Source organism: Duganella sp. GW821-FHT07F09 (assembly GCF_059418705.1).
Genome location: NZ_JBWKQJ010000001.1, coordinates 346,266 through 363,342, shown reverse-complemented (window position 1 = coordinate 363,342; position 17,077 = coordinate 346,266). Strand labels below are relative to the sequence as shown.

Annotated in this window: 15 protein-coding genes, 3 tRNA genes and 1 pseudogene; 15 read left to right on the top strand and 4 right to left on the bottom strand. The window is 62.4% G+C overall.

Annotation, left to right across the window (positions count from 1 at the left end; translation table 11 throughout):
* The first annotated feature begins 8 nt into the window (after positions 1-8).
* The 4 genes from AC07P1_RS01675 (at position 9) to AC07P1_RS01660 (ending at position 3,155) form a co-directional block, all read left to right on the top strand.
* Positions 9-1,106 (top strand): ABC transporter ATP-binding protein, encoded by a 1,098-nt coding sequence (locus tag AC07P1_RS01675; RefSeq protein WP_494694202.1) that lies wholly within the window; start codon positions 9-11, stop codon positions 1,104-1,106.
* Positions 1,107-1,228: 122 nt separating this feature from the next.
* Positions 1,229-1,540, top strand: a complete 312-nt coding sequence (locus tag AC07P1_RS01670; RefSeq protein WP_494694201.1) for an autorepressor SdpR family transcription factor — start codon at positions 1,229-1,231, stop codon at positions 1,538-1,540.
* Complete coding sequence (locus AC07P1_RS01665) at positions 1,537-2,193, top strand: SdpI family protein (RefSeq protein ID WP_494694200.1); 657 nt, start codon at positions 1,537-1,539, stop codon at positions 2,191-2,193. Before AC07P1_RS01670 ends, AC07P1_RS01665 begins: the two co-directional genes overlap by 4 nt.
* A 14-nt stretch (positions 2,194-2,207) precedes the next feature.
* Complete coding sequence (locus AC07P1_RS01660) at positions 2,208-3,155, top strand: alpha/beta hydrolase (protein ID WP_494694199.1); 948 nt, start codon at positions 2,208-2,210, stop codon at positions 3,153-3,155.
* 6 nt (positions 3,156-3,161) lie between these two features.
* Here the strand turns inward: AC07P1_RS01660 and AC07P1_RS01655 are convergent, their stop codons facing one another.
* Positions 3,162-4,187, bottom strand: coding sequence for a pirin family protein (locus tag AC07P1_RS01655; protein ID WP_494694198.1), 1,026 nt, complete (start codon positions 4,185-4,187; stop codon positions 3,162-3,164).
* Between the two features lie 8 nt (positions 4,188-4,195).
* A complete protein-coding gene (gene uvrB, locus AC07P1_RS01650) occupies positions 4,196-6,277 on the bottom strand; it encodes an excinuclease ABC subunit UvrB (RefSeq protein WP_494694197.1) in 2,082 nt (693 codons plus the stop codon).
* Positions 6,278-6,392: 115 nt separating this feature from the next.
* Here uvrB and AC07P1_RS01645 point away from each other — a divergent pair, with 115 nt between their 5' ends.
* The 9 genes from AC07P1_RS01645 to AC07P1_RS01605 all read left to right on the top strand — a co-directional run bounded on the left by AC07P1_RS01645 (position 6,393) and on the right by AC07P1_RS01605 (position 13,429).
* Complete coding sequence (locus AC07P1_RS01645; RefSeq protein ID WP_494694196.1) at positions 6,393-7,595, top strand: amino acid aminotransferase; 1,203 nt, start codon at positions 6,393-6,395, stop codon at positions 7,593-7,595.
* A 125-nt stretch (positions 7,596-7,720) separates the two neighbouring features.
* Positions 7,721-7,796: transfer RNA gene (locus AC07P1_RS01640), tRNA-Asn, on the top strand.
* A 204-nt stretch (positions 7,797-8,000) separates the two neighbouring features.
* Complete coding sequence (locus AC07P1_RS01635) at positions 8,001-8,609, top strand: choice-of-anchor C family protein (RefSeq protein ID WP_494694195.1); 609 nt, start codon at positions 8,001-8,003, stop codon at positions 8,607-8,609.
* A 64-nt stretch (positions 8,610-8,673) separates the two neighbouring features.
* Positions 8,674-8,749: transfer RNA gene (locus tag AC07P1_RS01630), tRNA-Asn, on the top strand.
* Positions 8,750-9,228: 479 nt separating this feature from the next.
* Positions 9,229-9,432: a hypothetical protein gene (locus AC07P1_RS01625; protein ID WP_494694194.1), complete on the top strand. Its 204-nt coding sequence runs from the start codon at positions 9,229-9,231 to the stop codon at positions 9,430-9,432.
* A 163-nt stretch (positions 9,433-9,595) separates the two neighbouring features.
* Positions 9,596-9,865 (top strand): hypothetical protein, encoded by a 270-nt coding sequence (locus tag AC07P1_RS01620; RefSeq protein WP_494694193.1) that lies wholly within the window; start codon positions 9,596-9,598, stop codon positions 9,863-9,865.
* Between the two features lie 10 nt (positions 9,866-9,875).
* Positions 9,876-10,559, top strand: coding sequence for a DUF3334 family protein (locus AC07P1_RS01615; protein WP_494694192.1), 684 nt, complete (start codon positions 9,876-9,878; stop codon positions 10,557-10,559).
* 461 nt (positions 10,560-11,020) lie between these two features.
* The gene (locus AC07P1_RS01610) at positions 11,021-13,210 is read left to right on the top strand and encodes a TonB-dependent receptor (protein ID WP_494694191.1); all 2,190 of its coding nucleotides are present in this window, start codon (positions 11,021-11,023) and stop codon (positions 13,208-13,210) included.
* Between the two features lie 143 nt (positions 13,211-13,353).
* Positions 13,354-13,429 (top strand) — tRNA-Asn (locus tag AC07P1_RS01605).
* A gap of 68 nt (positions 13,430-13,497) precedes the next feature.
* Here AC07P1_RS01605 and AC07P1_RS01600 read toward each other — a convergent pair.
* Positions 13,498-13,617 (bottom strand): annotated as a pseudogene (locus AC07P1_RS01600) (sterol desaturase family protein); the annotation flags it as partial.
* Between the two features lie 301 nt (positions 13,618-13,918).
* Between AC07P1_RS01600 and AC07P1_RS01595 the strand changes: the two are divergent.
* Entirely contained in the window at positions 13,919-15,148 is a 1,230-nt protein-coding gene (locus AC07P1_RS01595; protein WP_494694190.1) for a hypothetical protein, read from the top strand.
* Positions 15,149-15,204: 56 nt separating this feature from the next.
* On the opposite strand, the gene AC07P1_RS01590 is transcribed toward AC07P1_RS01595, so the two are convergent.
* The gene (locus AC07P1_RS01590; protein WP_494694189.1) at positions 15,205-16,095 is read right to left on the bottom strand and encodes a hypothetical protein; all 891 of its coding nucleotides are present in this window, start codon (positions 16,093-16,095) and stop codon (positions 15,205-15,207) included.
* A 128-nt stretch (positions 16,096-16,223) separates the two neighbouring features.
* Between AC07P1_RS01590 and AC07P1_RS01585 the strand changes: the two genes are divergently transcribed.
* Entirely contained in the window at positions 16,224-17,063 is an 840-nt protein-coding gene (locus AC07P1_RS01585; RefSeq protein WP_494694188.1) for a M15 family metallopeptidase, read from the top strand.
* The last annotated feature ends 14 nt before the right edge of the window (positions 17,064-17,077 follow it).

Below are 17,077 nucleotides of genomic sequence, written 5' to 3'. Positions count from 1 at the left end.
GGGAAGCCATGGCAGGAGTAGACATTCGCGGCATACGCAAGGGGTTCGGCCAACAGCCTATCCTGCGCGGTATAGACCTGAGCATCGCCGACGGCGAGTTCGTGGTGTTCGTCGGGCCGTCGGGTTGCGGCAAATCGACCTTGCTGCGCACGATCTGCGGGTTGGAAACCGCCGACGAAGGCACGGTGAGTATCGGCGGTCGCGACATGACGCACGTGACGCCCGCCGCGCGGGGCATCGCGATGGTGTTCCAGAGCTATGCGCTGTATCCGCACATGACGGTATTCGACAACATGGGCTTCGCGCTGAAGATGGCGGGACTGTCGCGCGACGAGATAAGGACCAAGGTGGAGCAGGCGGCGGCCACGCTGCGTATCGAGCCGCTGTTACAGCGTAAGCCCAAGGAGCTGTCGGGCGGGCAGCGGCAGCGGGTGGCGATCGGGCGCGCGATCGTGCGTCAGCCGCAGGTGTTCCTGTTCGACGAGCCGCTGTCCAATCTCGACGCCTCGCTGCGGGTGCAGATGCGCATCGAGCTGAAAAACCTGCACCGCACCCTGGGCAGCACGATGATCTATGTGACCCACGACCAGGTTGAGGCGATGACCCTGGCCGACCGCATCGTGGTGCTGCGCGGCGGACAGGTGGAACAGGTGGGGGCGCCGCTGGAGCTGTATCAGCGGCCGGCCAATATGTTCGTCGCCGGTTTCCTGGGCTCGCCGGCGATGAATTTCCTGACCGGTGTGGTGGAGCTGCTGGCCGGGCAGGCGATGGCGGTGCGGCTGGCCGGCGGCGCGCTGGTGCCGATCGGCGCGCGCGATGGACTGGCGCCCGGGTCGCCGGTGTCGCTCGGCGTGCGGGCCGAGCACATGGCGCTGGTGCCGCCTGATTCGGCGGGTGACGGTGCCGCCGGCATTCCGGTCACGGTGCAGGCGGCGGAGTTGCTGGGCGACGCCAGCTACATTTACCTGACGCCCGACGGCGGCGCGACCCAGCTGATTGCAAGGGTGGATGCCGACGCGCGGTGGCAGGTCGGGCAAACAGCGGTGATCCGCGTCGAGCAGGCGCGTTGGCACGTCTTCGATGATTCCGGACAGGCCGTCTATTAAATTCTATTGAATTCGCCTATGCGCGCCAACCGGCGCGCAGGTAGTCTCCCGTCTAAAGATCGCTTGACCGCGAGATTCTATCGGCCTATAGTTAGATGAATGTCTAATTAGATGAATGACTAATGAATGCCTCCAACAACGCCTTTAAAGCCATCGCCGACCCGGCGCGGCGCGAAATCCTGCGGCTGCTGCGGCAAGGCGAGATGACGGCCGGCGATCTGGCGGGGCATTTCGATATGAGCAAGCCTTCGATGTCCCACCATTTCGCGGTGCTCGGCGAGGCTGACCTGATCACCAGGCGGCGCGATGGCCAGACCATCTGGTACGGGCTCAATACCACGGTGCTGCAGGATGTGTTGGCGTGGGTGATGGATCTGACCGACACAGAAGCCAGACCCGTACAGAAAACAGAGCAAAAAGGGAGAAAGAAGTGAGAACGCGTTATCTCGTCGTCTGTCTGTTGTTGATCGCTGCTGCCTGCGCGGCGCTCGTGTACTGCTGGCCGCTGCTGCCCGAGCAGGTGCCTGTGCACTGGAACATCGAAGGCCAGGTGGACGGCTATGCCGGGCGCGCCGTGATGTGGGCGCTCGGTCCCGGCGGCATGGCGCTGTTCACGCTGGTGGGATTGGCGTTACCGGCGCTGTCGCCAAAGCGCTTCGGCATGACGGAGTTCCTGCCGACCTATTATTACATCGCCGGCTTGGTGGTGTGTATGCTGGGCTATGTGTTCGCGCTGGTGCTGATCGCTGGCACTGGCGGCGAGGTGTCGATGCAGCGCGCATTGCCGGCGGGGCTGTTCCTGCTGCTTATCCTCATGGGGAACCCTTTGGGCAAGGTCCGCCGCAATTTCTACGTCGGCATCCGCACGCCCTGGACGTTGGCCAGTGAGCGCGTGTGGTACGCCACGCACCGCATGGCGGCGCGGCTGATGGTCGCCAGCGGTTTGCTCGGCTTACTGGCGCTGTGGATGCATGCGCCGGGGTGGGGCATCTTGCTACTGGGGCTGGCATGGACGCCGCTCGTGGTCCTCTACTCGCTGCTGCACTATAAGAAGCTGCAGAATAATCATCAACTCGAATCGCACTAACCGGAGGTTTGCCCATGCGCTGTAAATTCTTATTCGCTATGCTGGTGTTGTCCAGCGCCGCCCACGCGGGCAGCTATACCGAACGTTTGGTTACCCAGGCCGTCGCGGGCGGAACCTTGTATGGCACCGAGTTGATACCCGAGGGAGGCGCCAAGGTGCCGGTGGTGCTGCTGCACTCCGGCTCCGGGCCGACAGACCGCGACGGCAACAGCGCGCCCGCGTCCTTGCTCAACAATTCGCTGCGCATGCTGGCCGAATCGCTGGCGCAGCAAGGCATCGCGACAGTGCGATACGATAAGCGCGGTGTCGCTTCCAGCGCCGGTTTGGTCAAGGAGGAATCCGATCTGCGCCTCGATAGTTATGTCGATGACGCCGTGGTGTGGATGCGCCAACTGCGCACGGACAAGCGCTTCTCGCGCGTGGTGATGGCGGGGCACAGCGAAGGGGCGCTGATCGCGCTGGTGGCGTGCCAGCGCGCCAAGGCGGATGCCTGCGTGTCGATCTCCGGCCCTGGCCATCCTTTGGCCGACATCCTGCGCGATCAGCTCAAACCTAAGCTTCCACCCGCGCTGTCAGGCGCGAACGAACGCATACTGGTCGCGCTGGAGCAGGGCAAACCGGTGGAAGATGTGCCACCGGAGCTGATGATGTTGTACCGGCCGTCGGTGCAGCCTTATTTGATATCGTCCTTTAAGACCGACCCGCGCAAGGCGATCGCCGCGCTGAAAATGCCGGTGCTGATCGCGCAGGGGACGACCGACATCCAGGTCGCGGTAAAAGAGGCGCAGGCACTGTCGGCCGCCGCGCCGTCGGCCAAGCTGGTGGTCATCGAAGGGATGAATCATGTATTGAAAATGGTGCCTGCCGATCCCGCTGCGCAAAGGGCATCGTATAGCGATCCAAACCTGCCGCTGGCCCCGCAACTGAGCGAGGCCGTGGCGGTCTTTGTCAAACAGCGCTGAGGGGAATTAACTCTCGCGCCGTTCGACCTTGCCGTCGGTGTGGCGCGCGAAGCGCGTGGGATCTTCACCATGCACCGGGGCGCCATCCGGCCAGGGCCAGCCACCGAAGCCGGTCTGCCGGTAGTCCGCGTGGGCCTGGCGGATCTCCTGCTCGCTGTTCATCACGAACGGACCCGATTGCACCACCGGTTCGCCGATCGGCCGCCCTTGCAGGATCAGAAACTGCGCCTTGCCGGTCGCGCTGTTCACCAGCTGTAAAGGCGTGTCGGTGCGTACATCGTTGACGCTGCGCGATGTCAGCGGGTGGCCGCCAAGGCTGGCGCCCTCGCCGTCGAAGTAGTACAAGGCCCGTTTGGTGTCGGCGCCGCGCGCGGCCGGCACCGTCCATTGCGCGCCGGGCTCCATCGTCACCACCCAGATCGCGACGTCGCTGTCCTCGTCGGCGGCCCAGGAGTCCGGAGGCGGAGGCAGGGCTTCGGCGCCGCCCACGCGTCCGGCGACGCAGACCACCTCGGTGCGCGCGCCGTTTGCGTCGACCGCAGTTTCCCTGGGAACGTCCTCCGACCACAGCATGGTGAAGTGGGGCTGGGCGAACTTGCTGCGGGCCGGCAGGTTGAGCCAGATCTGGAACAGTTCGAGCGGATTGTCGTCCTGCGTCTTTAGCAGCGGGAACATCTCCGAGTGGACGATGCCACGTCCGGCCGTCAGCCACTGCACATCGCCGGCGCCGAAGCGCGCGGCCGCGCCCAGCGAATCGGCGTGATCGATCAGGCCATGACGCACGATGGTCACCGTCTCGAAGCCGCGATGCGGGTGGCCGGGAAAACCCGGCACCTGCTCGCCGTGGTACATATTCCAGCCGTCGATGCTCATGAAATCCTGCCCCAGGCTACGCCCCGCCAGCGACGCGGCCGGACCGAACTTGCCATCGCCCTTAGGGTACTTGTCGACGTGGTGAACGCAAAACAGGAACGGGTCCATGGTGGCCCACGGGAAGCCCAGCGGGCCGCTGCTTAAAATCGGATTCGTCATATCGCCGGTCAGTTCGGAGTGAGTGGCGTGTCCGCGCCCGGGGCGCCGAACAGCTGCTGCTTGAGGCCATGCAGCTGGTCGCGCACCTGCGCGGCTTTTTCGAACTCCAGGTTCTTGGCGTGATCGAGCATCGCCTTCTCCAGGCGCTTGATCTCCTTGCTGATCTGCTTCTCGCTCATCGACTCGTACTTGGCCGCCTCCTGCGCCACCTGCAGGTTCTCGCGCGCGTCCTGCGGGCTGTAGACGCCGTCGATCATGTCCTTGATGGTCTTGCTCACGCCGCGCGGCACGATGCCGTTGGCGGCGTTGAAGGCGATCTGCTTGGCGCGCCGGCGCTCCGTCTCGCCGATGGCACGCTCCATCGAATCGGTCATGCGGTCCGCGTACAGCAGCGCCACGCCGTTGAGGTTACGCGCGGCGCGGCCGATGGTCTGGATTAGCGAGCGCTCGGAGCGCAGGAAGCCTTCCTTGTCGGCGTCCAGGATCGCCACCAGCGACACCTCCGGCAAGTCGAGGCCCTCGCGCAGCAGGTTGATCCCGACCAGCACGTCGAAGGTGCCGATGCGCAGGTCGCGCAGCAGTTCGACCCGTTCCACCGTTTCGATATCGCTGTGCAGATAGCGCACCTTGATGCCATGGTCGCTCAGGTATTCGGTCAGCTGCTCGGACATGCGCTTGGTCAGCGTGGTCACCAGCACGCGCTCGTTCTTGGCGACGCGGTCGGTGATCTCGGACATCAGGTCCTCCACCTGCGAACGGGCGGGGCGCACGATGATCAGCGGATCGACCAGGCCGGTCGGCCGCACCACCTGCTCGACCACCTGGTCGGCGTGCGAGTTTTCGTAGTCGGCCGGCGTGGCGGAGACGAATATCGTCTGCCGCATCTTCTGCTCGAATTCCTCGAATTTCAAAGGCCGGTTGTCCAGCGCCGACGGCAGCCGGAAACCGTAGTCCACCAAGTTGGTCTTGCGCGAGCGGTCGCCGTTGTACATGGCGCTCAGCTGCCCGATCAACACGTGCGACTCGTCGAGGAACATCAGCGCGTCCTTCGGCAGGTAGTCGACCAGGGTCGGCGGCGGTTCACCCGGCATGGCGCCGCTCAGGTGGCGCGAGTAGTTCTCGATACCCTTGGTGAAGCCGATTTCGGCCATCATCTCCAGATCGAAGCGTGTGCGCTGCTCGAGGCGCTGCTCTTCAATGAGCTTGTTCTCCTTGCGGAAGAACTCCAGGCGGTCGCGCAGTTCGAGTTTAATCGTCTCGACCGCGCGCAGCACGGTCGAACGCGGCGTGACGTAGTGCGAGCCGGGATAAACGGTAAAGCGCGGGATCTTCTGCTTGACGCGGCCCGTCAGCGGATCGAACAGCTGGATCGATTCCAGCTCGTCGCCGAACAGTTCGAGGCGCACTGCCAGCTCCGCATTCTCGGCCGGGAAGATGTCGAGCGTGTCGCCGCGCACGCGGAAGGTGCCGCGGCCGAAATCGACCTCGTTGCGGGTGTACTGCATCTGGATCAGGCGCGCGATGATGTCGCGCTGCGAGACGCGGTCCTTCTGGCGCAGGGTCAAAATCATCTGGTGGTATTCGTTGGGATTACCGATACCGTAGATGGCCGACACGGTGGCGACGATGATGACGTCGCGCCGCTCCATCAGCGACTTGGTGCACGACAGGCGCATTTGCTCGATGTGCTCATTGATGGACGAATCCTTTTCGATGAACAGGTCGCGCTGCGGCACGTAGGCTTCCGGCTGATAGTAATCGTAGTACGAGACGAAGTACTCGACCGCGTTCTCGGGGAAGAATTCGCGGAACTCGGAGTACAGCTGCGCGGCCAGCGTTTTATTCGGCGCGAACACGATCGCCGGACGGCCCTTGCGGGCGATCACGTTGGCCATCGTGTAGGTCTTGCCGGAGCCGGTCACACCGAGCAAGGTCTGGAAGAACAGGCCGTCGTCGATGCCTTCGCACAGCTTGTCGATCGCCACCGGCTGGTCGCCGGCGGGCGGGAAGGGCTGGTGCAATTTGAACGGCGAATCCGGGAAGGTAACAACCGTTGCCGTTGGGGTATCTACTACTGGTAATTCAGCCATCGTGGTCCGACCTTTGTTAGAATAATGGCCTGCCAGCGGCCTGAAGTAGTTTTTTTGTGGGGCGCTGTCTACGTTCATCCGCTGCGAAACGCTTCCAATCGAATCCAATCTTATCATGACGAATCCTAGCTTGTTCAGCGCCATCGACATGGCACCACGCGACCCGATCCTGGGTATCACCGAAGCCTTCAACGCCGACCAAAACCCGGCCAAAATCAATCTGGGCGTCGGCGTTTATTATGACGACAACGGCAAAGTGCCTCTGCTGTCTTGCGTACAGAAAGCGGAAGAAATCCTGATCGCGACCCCGGCCCCGCGCACCTACCTGCCGATCGAAGGCCTGGCTGCCTATGACAAGGCGGTGCAAGAGCTGGTATTTGGCGCCGACAGCGCGGTAATTCAAGAGAAACGTGCGGTCACCGTGCAAGCCATCGGCGGCACCGGCGCGCTGAAGATCGGCGCCGACTTCCTCAAGCGCTTCGCGCCCGATTCGCAAGTCTACATCAGCGATCCAAGCTGGGAAAACCACCGCGCGCTGTTCGAAAGCGCCGGCTTCACCGTCAACAACTACACTTACTACGATCCCGCCACCCACGGCGTCGATTTCGCCGGCATGCTGGCCGCGTTGAAGGCCATGCCGCGCGGCTCCATCGTGCTGCTGCACGCGTGCTGCCACAACCCGACCGGCGCCGATCTGACGTCGGCCCAGTGGGATGAGGTTATCGCGGCAGTCACCGGCGGCGGCCTGGTGCCGTTCCTCGACATGGCGTACCAGGGCTTCGGTGCCGGTATCGCCGAAGACGGCGCCGTGGTGCGCCGCTTCGCCGACGCCGGTGGTCCGCTGCTGGTGTCGAACTCGTTCTCGAAGTCGTTCTCGCTGTACGGCGAGCGCGTCGGCGCGTTGAGCGTGGTCGCCGCCAGCGGCGAAGAAGCGAGCCGTCTGATGTCGCAGTTGAAGCGCGTCGTGCGCACCAACTACTCCAACCCGCCTGTGCACGGCGGCAAGGTCGTCGCCACCGTGCTGACCACGCCGGAACTGCGTCAGATGTGGGAAGACGAGCTGGCAGGCATGCGCGTGCGCATCAAGGAAATGCGCGAGGCCTTCGTCGAGAAGCTGAAGGCCAAGGCGCCAGCCCACGACTTCGCGTTCGTGCGCGACCAGGTCGGCATGTTCTCGTACTCGGGCCTGACCAAGGCGCAGGTCGATCAACTGCGCGAGCAGTCGATCTACGCGGTCGACACCGGCCGCATCTGCGTGGCGGCGTTGAATTCGCGCAATATCGACATCGTTATTGACGCCATCGCTAAAGTGCTCTAAACTCTTGCTTCTTCGGGTTGAGCAGTTGCTTGGTCCGAATGGCAACAGGGAATACCGAAATAAGTTGCGCTGATAGAAAGCTTTCTTGATGGCGTGAACGAAACAGTATAAAATGTTGCCTCTAATCCCTGATAGCTCAGTTGGTAGAGCGACGGACTGTTAATCCGCAGGTCCCTGGTTCGAGTCCAGGTCGGGGAGCCAGAATTTTAAAGCCTCATGTGTACTTACAACGCTGAAAATCGTTGTAAAGTCACATGGGGCTTTTTCCATTGCGCGCCCGCATGTGTTCACATTCCACATTGTTTCTAAAATGTAATTCTTGATGTTCTCTTGTTATGGCGTATAGTTATCGAGTTAATACTAGGAAATTCTCGTTTAATCGGGATAACTATAACGGGGTGTGAAATGTCCAAAATGAAAGCTTTAGCCGTCGTCGCAGCCTTCACCGTTCTCAGCCCCGCAGCGTATGCGTCGGTCGAGTTGATCCACAACGGCGGCTTCGAGTCCGCCGGCGGCTTCAGCGGTGGTTTTGAAACCATCGGCTCCGGCCTTGATGGCTGGACCATCGGCGGCACGGTCGACTTGATCAACACCTATTGGACGCCGGCCTCCGGCAGCTACAGCCTGGACTTGAATGGCGGCGGCGCCGGATCGATCTCGCAGTCGTTCGCGACGGTGGTGGGGCAGACGTACAACGTCAGCTTCAGCCTGGCCGGCAACCCGGTCGGCGGCGGCGACAAGTTCTTCTACGCCAGCGTGAACACGCCGATCACCTATACGTTCGACATCGACGGCAAGACCACCGCCAACATGGGCTGGGTCAGGAGGAGCTTCAGTTTTGTCGCCACCTCGGATACCAGCACGTTGAGCTTTGTGGGCGATCCTTATCATAGCTACTACGGCGCCGCGCTGGACGACATCTCGGTCGTGGCGGCGGTGCCGGAGCCCGCCACCTACGGCATGATGCTGGTCGGGCTGGCGATGGTGGGCCGTCTGGCGCGTCGGCGAAAATAGTTGCTTATAGTTGCTTTTTGGGCTGGGCAAATCCAGGTTGAGCGGCTATAATTCTGGCCTCAATTCCCTGATAGCTCAGTTGGTAGAGCGACGGACTGTTAATCCGCAGGTCCCTGGTTCGAGTCCAGGTCGGGGAGCCAGAATATAGTAGTAAGCAAAAAGCCCAGCCTTGTCAGGTTGGGCTTTTTTGCGTTCAGGCCTTGTTTATTCACGACACTTTGGCCGCCGGAGCTCGTGTGGACATGGTGACGACGGGAGATTTCAATTAACGGTACAGTTCTTCTGAAAAATGTTTGAGGCGGTAGAGGGCCGCATGGATGGACGTGTCGAGCGCATTGAGGCCGCGCTGGCCGCCTTCTCCGCGCGCGTCGACGAGCGGTCACGTCATGCCGATGCCAGGATGGAGCGGGTGGCGGCGACGCTATCGGAATTGAGATCTATACGATTCGCGACAGAGACCGGATTCAACGGCCAAGAACTAATTGTTTCAGACGCATGCCGAGACGCTTTCGCGCCGACGTCCGCGCTACGCAATGCATCGGTTCGGTGGGGTAACGAACAGCGACCTTCGTGCCAATGTTGTAATGTTGGCACTCACTCCCTACGAACAGGTGCCGATATGAAAAATCCTTTCATGAGCATGTTCCTCAGTCAAGCCAACCGTGTTGCCAATCAAGTGGCCGGGTCCGCCAGGGCGCAGGCGACGGCCGCTGTCAAACGCGAAACCGCGAAGAACATGACCCAGATGAGCAAGGTCTGGACCGAGGCGCTCTTCCCGCTGGCCAAGGCGCCAAAGCGGAAGAAACGCGGCGCCGGCAAGTAGCGCCACCCGGCCCCGCCGCGATTCTCTAACCAAGCCACGTCGATGCGACGTGGCTTTTTACTTCCCGGCCCCATTCCAACCCCTGGCCGCCCGGTCCAGCACAGAGTTTTGCATTTCGGCACCGAAAACAGACGCAAATGTGTGAATCAGGTGGACGGGAATCTTGCACCTCGGTATTCTCAATATTATTGATTTTATTTCGGCCACAAAGGACGTTATGGTCACTACCGGTCAGACGGTCGAGAGCATGCGGCGGGTGCTTGAACTCGAGCGCGAGGTCGCGGTCTTGCGCGCCACCTTGGCCGCCATGCCGCCCTCGACGGCACAGAATCAGGAATGGAAAGATGAGGTCGCCCGCTTGCTGAGCGAGGTGGCCATGTTTCGTTTGGCGCTGAACCATGAAACAGCGCCGTCATCGATAAAAAGTAAATAGAGGTTGCCCCATGAGCGAAGAAAAGGATGTCGTGTACGGTACAGAAGATTTGTTGATGAGTTTGTGTAACTCGGTGGCCCGCGTGCTGAATGTCGCCACGCAAAGCAAAGTGAATTATTCCGGCATGGTGCAAAGGATCACCAAGACCGGCCTGAAGCCCGACATCGGTTGCTTCGTGATGTTCGACGGCGGCTTCACCGGCCTGGTGGTGCTGAACTTCGCCGCCGACACGGCGATGGAAATCTACGAGCGCTACATGCTGCACATGGGCATGCCGAAGTCCGAGCTGGCCAGTTCGCACACCTCCGACGAGGTGTCGAACATCATGGGCGAGCTGATGAACCAGATCGTCGGCGACTTCACCGGCAAGGTGCGGCGCGAGCTGCAGACCAACATCACGCAGAACCAGCCGAAGATGCTGGTGCTGACCAAGCAGGTGATGCTGAGCGTCGACACGCCGCTGGACCGTCCGGAAATGCGCCGCGTCACCTTCTACACCGAGAAGAACAACATCTTCTACCTGGAGCTGGCGATCGACCGTACCGAGTTCATCAAACTGTACGATTTCGATTCGGCCGAGCACGATCCGCAATCGCTGATCGACGACGCCTACAACACGGACAACGCGTCGACACCGTCGCCGGTGGACGACCCCGACGACAACTCGGACCTGCTCAAATCGCTGGGCATGTAGCTCTCGCCGACCCGGGCGGGCGCCCGACAATGGCCCGCTTGTGGGATTTTCAACACAGTTGCAGCGTGTAGAAAATGTAAATGGCCGGTGTTTTTTCGACACCGTTGTTGCAGGGCCGCCGCAAGGCGGCCTTCTATTATTCAGTTTCATCATAGTAGCCGCCGAATTTCTAACAGTTAATTCGACTATCGATATATTCGCCTTGCAATACATGCTATCAATGGCTGAAAATACCGCCTTTCTGCCAGTCGGTGCATTCTAGACATCAATCAAGATGCGGATTCGATCCTGTTCACGCCAAACGGTGGAGTAGCGGGGCGGTCCAGTTTTGCCGAAAGCGGCGCGCGAGCGGCCCGCTTGCGCTGCAATGGTCACGTCAGATGACCGTGCGGTGTCACCGAAAGAGGGAACAGGAGACGCTGTTTTTTACTCTTTGCATTACATTTAAATCGGGAAATTGAATGATCAAATTGTCTAAGATGCACAAGCGCCTGCTGGCGTTGAGCGCCGTTATGCCTATCGGTTCCGCCTTCGCGCAAGCCGCCGCGACCGATGCGCAACTGGAAACCGTTGTCGTGACGGCCCAGCGCCGCGCCGAGAACATCAAGGACGTGCCGGTGTCGGTCACCTTGCTCAAGGACGAGAAGCTCGACGTGCTGCTGTCCGGCGGCCAGGACATTCGCCTGCTGGCAGGCAAAGTGGCATCGCTGAACGTCGAATCGTCGAACGGCCGTACCTTCCCGCGCTTCTACATCCGCGGCTACGGCAACACCGACTTCAGCACCTTCGCCTCGCAGCCGGTCTCGTTGGTGTATGACGACGTGGTGCAGGAAAACGGCATCCTCAAAGGTTTCCCGATGTTCGACATGGCCGGCGTGGAAGTGCTGCGCGGCCCGCAGGGCACACTGTTCGGCCGTAATACCCCGGCCGGCGTGGTCAAGTTCGAATCGGCCAAGCCGAACCTGAAACAGGTCGAAGGCTACTACAGCCTGTCGTGGGCCTCGCACAACACCGTCAACCTCGAGGCGGCCGCCAACGTGCCGCTGTCGAGCGAGTGGGCGATGCGCGTGTCGACCCTGCGCCAGCACCGCGACGACTTCGTCGACAACACCTTCACCGGCGCCAAGGATTCGCTGGAAGGCTACAACGAACACGCCGAGCGCGTGCAGTTCCTGTACAGCCCGAGCACCACCTTCAACGCCCTGTTCAACGTGCACGCGCGTTCGACCAGCGGCAGCGCGCGCTTGTTCCGCGCCAACATCATCAAGAAGGGCACCAACGACTTCGCCGATGGCTACAACTTCAACCAGATCAGCACCAACGGCCAGAACGGCCAGGAACTGACCACCAACGGCGCCAACGCCCGCCTGACCTGGGACCTCGGTTCGGTCAAGCTGTTCTCGATCACCGGCTACGAAGGCGTCGACAACTACTACAGCCGTGGCGACATCGACGGCGGCACGCCGGCCGGCCCTGGCTTCATTCCGTTCCAGGTCGAAACCGGTGGCGGGCTGAGCGGCCTGCACCAGTACAGCCAGGAATTCCGCGTCGAATCGAAGAACGCGGGTCCGCTGAACTGGCAGACCGGCGTCTACTACTTCAAGGAAAGCGCCGACGGCTTCAGCAACAACTACAACAGCACCACCGGCGCGCAAACCTCGCACCTGGCCAGCCATCAGACCAACAAGGCTGCTGCCGTGTTCGGTTCGGTGACCTACGATCTGTCCAAGGACCTGATCCTGCGCGGCGGCCTGCGCTACACGCACGACGAGAAGGAATTCCGCACCGTGGAAGCCCAGAACGTGGTGCTGGCCGGCCCGCAGTCGGTCGACGAGAGCAAGAGCAAAGCCAGCTGGGACATGAGCCTGACTTACAAGATCAACCCGGACGTGAGCACGTACGCCCGCGTGGCGACTGGCTTCCGCGCGCCGAGTATCGCCGCCGCCTCGGCGTCGGTGCCGATCACCGTGGCCGACGCCGAAACCATCACCTCGTATGAAGCCGGCGTCAAGGCCGACCTGTTCAACCGCCGCGCGCGCGCTTCGTTCAGCGTCTACAACTACGAAGTGAAGAACCAGCAGCTGACCGTGGTCGGTGGTAACTCCAACGTCACCCGCCTGATCAACGCCGCCAAGACCGACGGTCGCGGCGTCGAAGCGGACTTCGAGGCGTTCATCACGCCGGCGTTCAAGGTCTCGGCTGGCGGTTCGTACAACTTCACCAAGATCAAGGACCCGAGCCTGTCCGTGGCCAAGTGCGGTTCGTGCACTGTGACCGATCCGCTCAACGCGGCCGGCCGCGTCGACATCAACGGCAACCCGCTGCCGCAGGCGCCGAAGTACATCCTGAACGCGACCGCGCGCTACAACTGGGCGCTGGAGAACGGCAACCTGTTCGTGCTGACCGACTGGTCGTATCGCAGCAAGATCAACTTCTTCCTGTACGAAGCCAAGGAATTCACCGGCAAGTCCATGGTTGAAGGCGGCCTGCGCGTCGGCTACAACTGGGATGGCGGCAAGTACGAAGTGGCCGCTTTCGCGCGCAACATCACCGACACCCAGCGCATCATCGGCGCCATCGACTTCAACAACCTGACCGGCATGGTGAACGAGCCACGTCAGTTCGGTGTGCAGTTCAAGGGCGGTTTCTGATCGTTGGTGGTAACTCGTAGGGCGGATTAGCCGGCACGGCGTAATCCGCCACGAGCCGCCAGCGGCATCTGATGGGTGAGATGCACGATTTTTTTCTCTAGCCTAGACAGCTAGAAATTGGCCGTATATAATGCGGCCTCTTTTCCCTGATAGCTCAGTTGGTAGAGCGACGGACTGTTAATCCGCAGGTCCCTGGTTCGAGTCCAGGTCGGGGAGCCAGAATTTAGTAAGATTAAAAAGCCCAGCCTTTACAGGTTGGGCTTTTTGCTTTCTGGAGCCGAGGTGGACTATTTTTGCGAGCTGAACGGGAACTTTTGCTGCTTTATAAAACCATCCGGCATGTAGTCGCCCTGCACGCCATATTTTTCGGGAAAACCCTTTTGGCCCTTGATCGCAGTGCCGAACAGGCGGCGTATCACATCCGGCGAGTAGGCACGCCGTAGTTCGGGCGTGGTCAAGTATTGGATAGTGGAACGCGCCACGCCGAGCATCGACAATATCGCCAGCGTCAACGCCAGCACGCCGCTGGCCAGCCCTAGCTAAGCCCTTGACTGGCGTAAACGTTCGGCTAGCGCGCTATCGCTTCGCAAACGCGACATGTTGTCCGTGGCCACGCAGCAAAATGATGCACATCCTCCACCCGTCCGTTACTCGCACCTCATCATGCGCTCCATTCCGAGAACACCATCCTCTCCGCCCAGTACGGATTTGACTCTGGGCAGTCGAAACGACGAGGCCGGGTCCTCGGCGGCCGGTACCTCTGCCGCGCGTCCGCGTTCCCCTTCGCCGATACCCGAGGGGCTCGCGCGCCGGCCGCCGGCGCGTGGTGGTGGTATTCCCGCCCATGACAGGCAACTGGCCAGCTATGTGATGGCGCGCGTGGTCGATGGGCGGGCGATCGAGGGCGACGAGCTGGAGCGCCTGCGCCAGGCCAACGACGTGCTGCAGCAAACGCGCGAGGCGCTGCCCATCGGGCGCGGCAACGTCACCACCGATATCGAGGCCACCAACGGCCACAGCTATCGTACCTACTCGGCGGCCAGGGTGGTGCGCAACAGCCGCAAACTCAATGCCTTGCCCCTGCACCGCGCCGCCATCGCCGAGATCGCGGGGGCGGGCAATTGCGGCGAGCATGCCGCCGTCGCGGCGCATAAGCTGGCGGCCCGGATGTCCGAAGGCCAGGAGGTGCACTGCGTGGTCAACCGCGACACCGATCACGGCTGGGCCGAGCTGCGCACGCCGTCCCCGGCGCCCGACCAGCGGCCCACCATCGTTGTCGATGCCTGGGGCGAGGGCCCGGCGATCCACGCGGAGGATGGCTTGTTCACCGCGGAAGCGGAAGGGCTGCGGGAGACCGACTACTCGTACAACGCGCACACGGCGCCGCCGGTGCTGGAGGCCAAGGCGGCGTTTGTTGCCGAGCACGCCAACGAGCTGGGCGCAAGGATCGCTGTGGTGCGCACCGGCATGGCCGCGATGAAATTCAAACAGCGGAAAACCTTCGGGCCGACGCCGATCATCGATGGCGGTTTCGCCAAGCGCGTGAGTGAGAAAATGGAAAAAGTGGACGGCATGACGCTGTTTCATTTGAATCTGCCGGCGGCGGTGAACACGGATTTGCGCAACGATCTGCTGGCGACGAGCTTGCTGAGGAATAGCGGGGCGTCCGTCAGGGACGCGACGGCGGCCGCGCGCGAAGTGTCGGCGCTCGCCGGCGCGCTGAATCGCACTCCGCAGAATCCGCCCCGCGCCGTGGCGGCCGCGCGGCGGGAGCACGCCGCCACGGTCGAGCAGTCAGTGCGGCAGACCTTGTTGGCGTTGTTTCCATCCAGTCCGCCCGACGCGGCGGAGGACGCGGCGCCGTCGTCCGGCGGCAGGGCGCGCGATCCGGATCCGGATGGCGGACATGACGGCCGCAGCGTCCGCCAGCGTGTCTAGTGCCCGACCTTGCCGAAGAAGGTGGGAAGCGGCGGCAAGCGTTGACGATCCAGTAGTCAAAGCGCCGGCGCGCGGCAGGTGGCGTCCGATTCCCAGCGTCCGGAACAGATCCGCGAGCGGCACAGCATGCCCTCGATCAGGCCCAACTGCTTGCAGCGCGCCAGCAGGTCCGCCGTGCTGTCGCCTTCGCGACGCTCGACGATGTCGCGGCTGCGTTCCGGCGCGACGGCGGCGGGCTTGCCCGAGTGTGCCACGAGCGCGGTGAGCAAGGCGACGTCGGTGTCGTTGGCGGGCGCCGCCGTCTTGCCGCGTGATGCCGCAGCCGTGGCCGCAGTGGTGCGCGGAGTCGCGGCGCTGGCGGTGCTGTTGTACTTATTGATGGCGCTGGTGTCGGCCGGCTTCGGATATGTGGCGCCGACCGGGGCGACGCGCGGTGTTTGGGCGGGCAAGGTCGCCGGTCCCGGTGTTGGCGTGCCTGCCCCGGCATTTGGCGGCGTGTAGGCTGTCGGCTCGACCGCGAGCGGCGCAGTCGTTGTCGCCGTCATTGCCTGTAGCGGCACCGGATCGTTCACGATCGCCGCCGGCAGTTCAGCCGGCTCCACGATCACTTCCCCCGGGTCCACGTGGGCGCTTTCCGACCGCGTGCTCGCCGGTATATTCTCGTTCGGTCGTTCATACCTTGGCGACGTGCGCACGCTGCTGTAGCTTGTCTTGAAACCGCCCGATGGGGCGCTTCTTTCATGCATCAGCCAAGCGATGCCGCACATCGCCAGCAGCAGCAAACCCAGACCCACGGTCCATCCGTCGATAGCCCAGCTGGTCGCGCGCGCCGGCTTGGACGCGGGCAGCCGCGCGCCGTGTTCCAGATGCGCGAGAATGCGCTTGGCGCCGTCCGTCTGCGCGCCCGACGTTCCCATCAAGTCCGGCTTCCGTTTCGATGTGTCCACAATATTCCCTTCGAATTTGATCTGGTCTTTCACGCCGATCGCCGATCGGGCCTACGATGAAACGTTATTGACCCGGTCGCTTGCCAGTGTCCATCCGGCGGCCAGACTTTGCTTTGACGGAGCGCACCATGTTTCTTTTTTCTGTGTTGATGTTTTTCGTGTTCGCGGGTGTTGGTGCCTGGCTGCTGCTGTTTCCGGCGGGACGCGACCTGATAACGCATTCGGCCAGCGCGATCGGGCGCCGTCTTGAGGAGCGCTTGCGGCGCGATTATCAACAAGGCGCGCAACAGGCGTCGGCGCTGGGACGCGGCGCGCGCGGCGGTGCCGGTAGCGCATTGCGATTCGTGCAACGGCGTTATCCGCTGATACTGGCCGCGTCCGTGCTGATGACGGTGCCGCCGCTGCTGGCGCTGATGCTCAGTGGTCGCGACATGCTGGGCGGATATGACGGCGCCGGCCATGTCACCAACGACCAGGTGGCCGATCTGCTCAAGGGCGAGCAACTGGTAACGCCGGCGCCGTTGCCGCCGGTGACGTTCACGACGGCCGAGGTGACATTGGTGCGGCCGATGCTCGACAGCGCCAACCGCAACTGGCAATTGCTCGATCCGGACTTTTCCCGCCGCATGCTGCTGGTGTTTCGGATCATGAAGGAGCGCCACGGTTACGACATGGCGATCCTGGAAGGCTACCGCAGCCCGGAGCGGCAGAACTCGCTGGCGGCGGCCGGTGCCAACGTCACCAACGCCAAGGCTTTCCAGAGCTATCACCAGTTCGGGCTGGCGGCCGACTGCGCGTTTCTGCGCGACGGCAAGCTGGTGATCTCGGAAAAAGATCCGTGGGCGATGCGCGGCTACCGCCTGTATGGCGAGGTGGCCGAGTCGGTCGGGCTGACCTGGGGCGGGCGCTGGACGATGATGGACTTCGGCCACACGGAACTGCGTGTCCCCGGCACTGTGCGCAAATAGGACGGGGCACGGCC

Excerpts from the sequence above, each read along its gene's own strand:
- AC07P1_RS01635 (WP_494694195.1), top strand. The coding sequence starts at position 8,001 with ATGTCCAAAATGAAAGCTTTAGCCGTCGTCGCAGCCTTCACCGTTCTC.
- AC07P1_RS01625 (WP_494694194.1), top strand. The coding sequence starts at position 9,229 with ATGAAAAATCCTTTCATGAGCATGTTCCTCAGTCAAGCCAACCGTGTT.
- AC07P1_RS01675 (WP_494694202.1), top strand. The coding sequence starts at position 9 with ATGGCAGGAGTAGACATTCGCGGCATACGCAAGGGGTTCGGCCAACAG.
- AC07P1_RS01670 (WP_494694201.1), top strand. The coding sequence starts at position 1,229 with ATGAATGCCTCCAACAACGCCTTTAAAGCCATCGCCGACCCGGCGCGG.
- uvrB (WP_494694197.1), bottom strand. The coding sequence starts at position 6,277 with ATGGCTGAATTACCAGTAGTAGATACCCCAACGGCAACGGTTGTTACC.
- AC07P1_RS01655 (WP_494694198.1), bottom strand. The coding sequence starts at position 4,187 with ATGACGAATCCGATTTTAAGCAGCGGCCCGCTGGGCTTCCCGTGGGCC.
- AC07P1_RS01645 (WP_494694196.1), top strand. The coding sequence starts at position 6,393 with ATGACGAATCCTAGCTTGTTCAGCGCCATCGACATGGCACCACGCGAC.
- AC07P1_RS01610 (WP_494694191.1), top strand. The coding sequence starts at position 11,021 with ATGATCAAATTGTCTAAGATGCACAAGCGCCTGCTGGCGTTGAGCGCC.
- AC07P1_RS01585 (WP_494694188.1), top strand. The coding sequence starts at position 16,224 with ATGTTTCTTTTTTCTGTGTTGATGTTTTTCGTGTTCGCGGGTGTTGGT.
- AC07P1_RS01660 (WP_494694199.1), top strand. The coding sequence starts at position 2,208 with ATGCGCTGTAAATTCTTATTCGCTATGCTGGTGTTGTCCAGCGCCGCC.
- AC07P1_RS01615 (WP_494694192.1), top strand. The coding sequence starts at position 9,876 with ATGAGCGAAGAAAAGGATGTCGTGTACGGTACAGAAGATTTGTTGATG.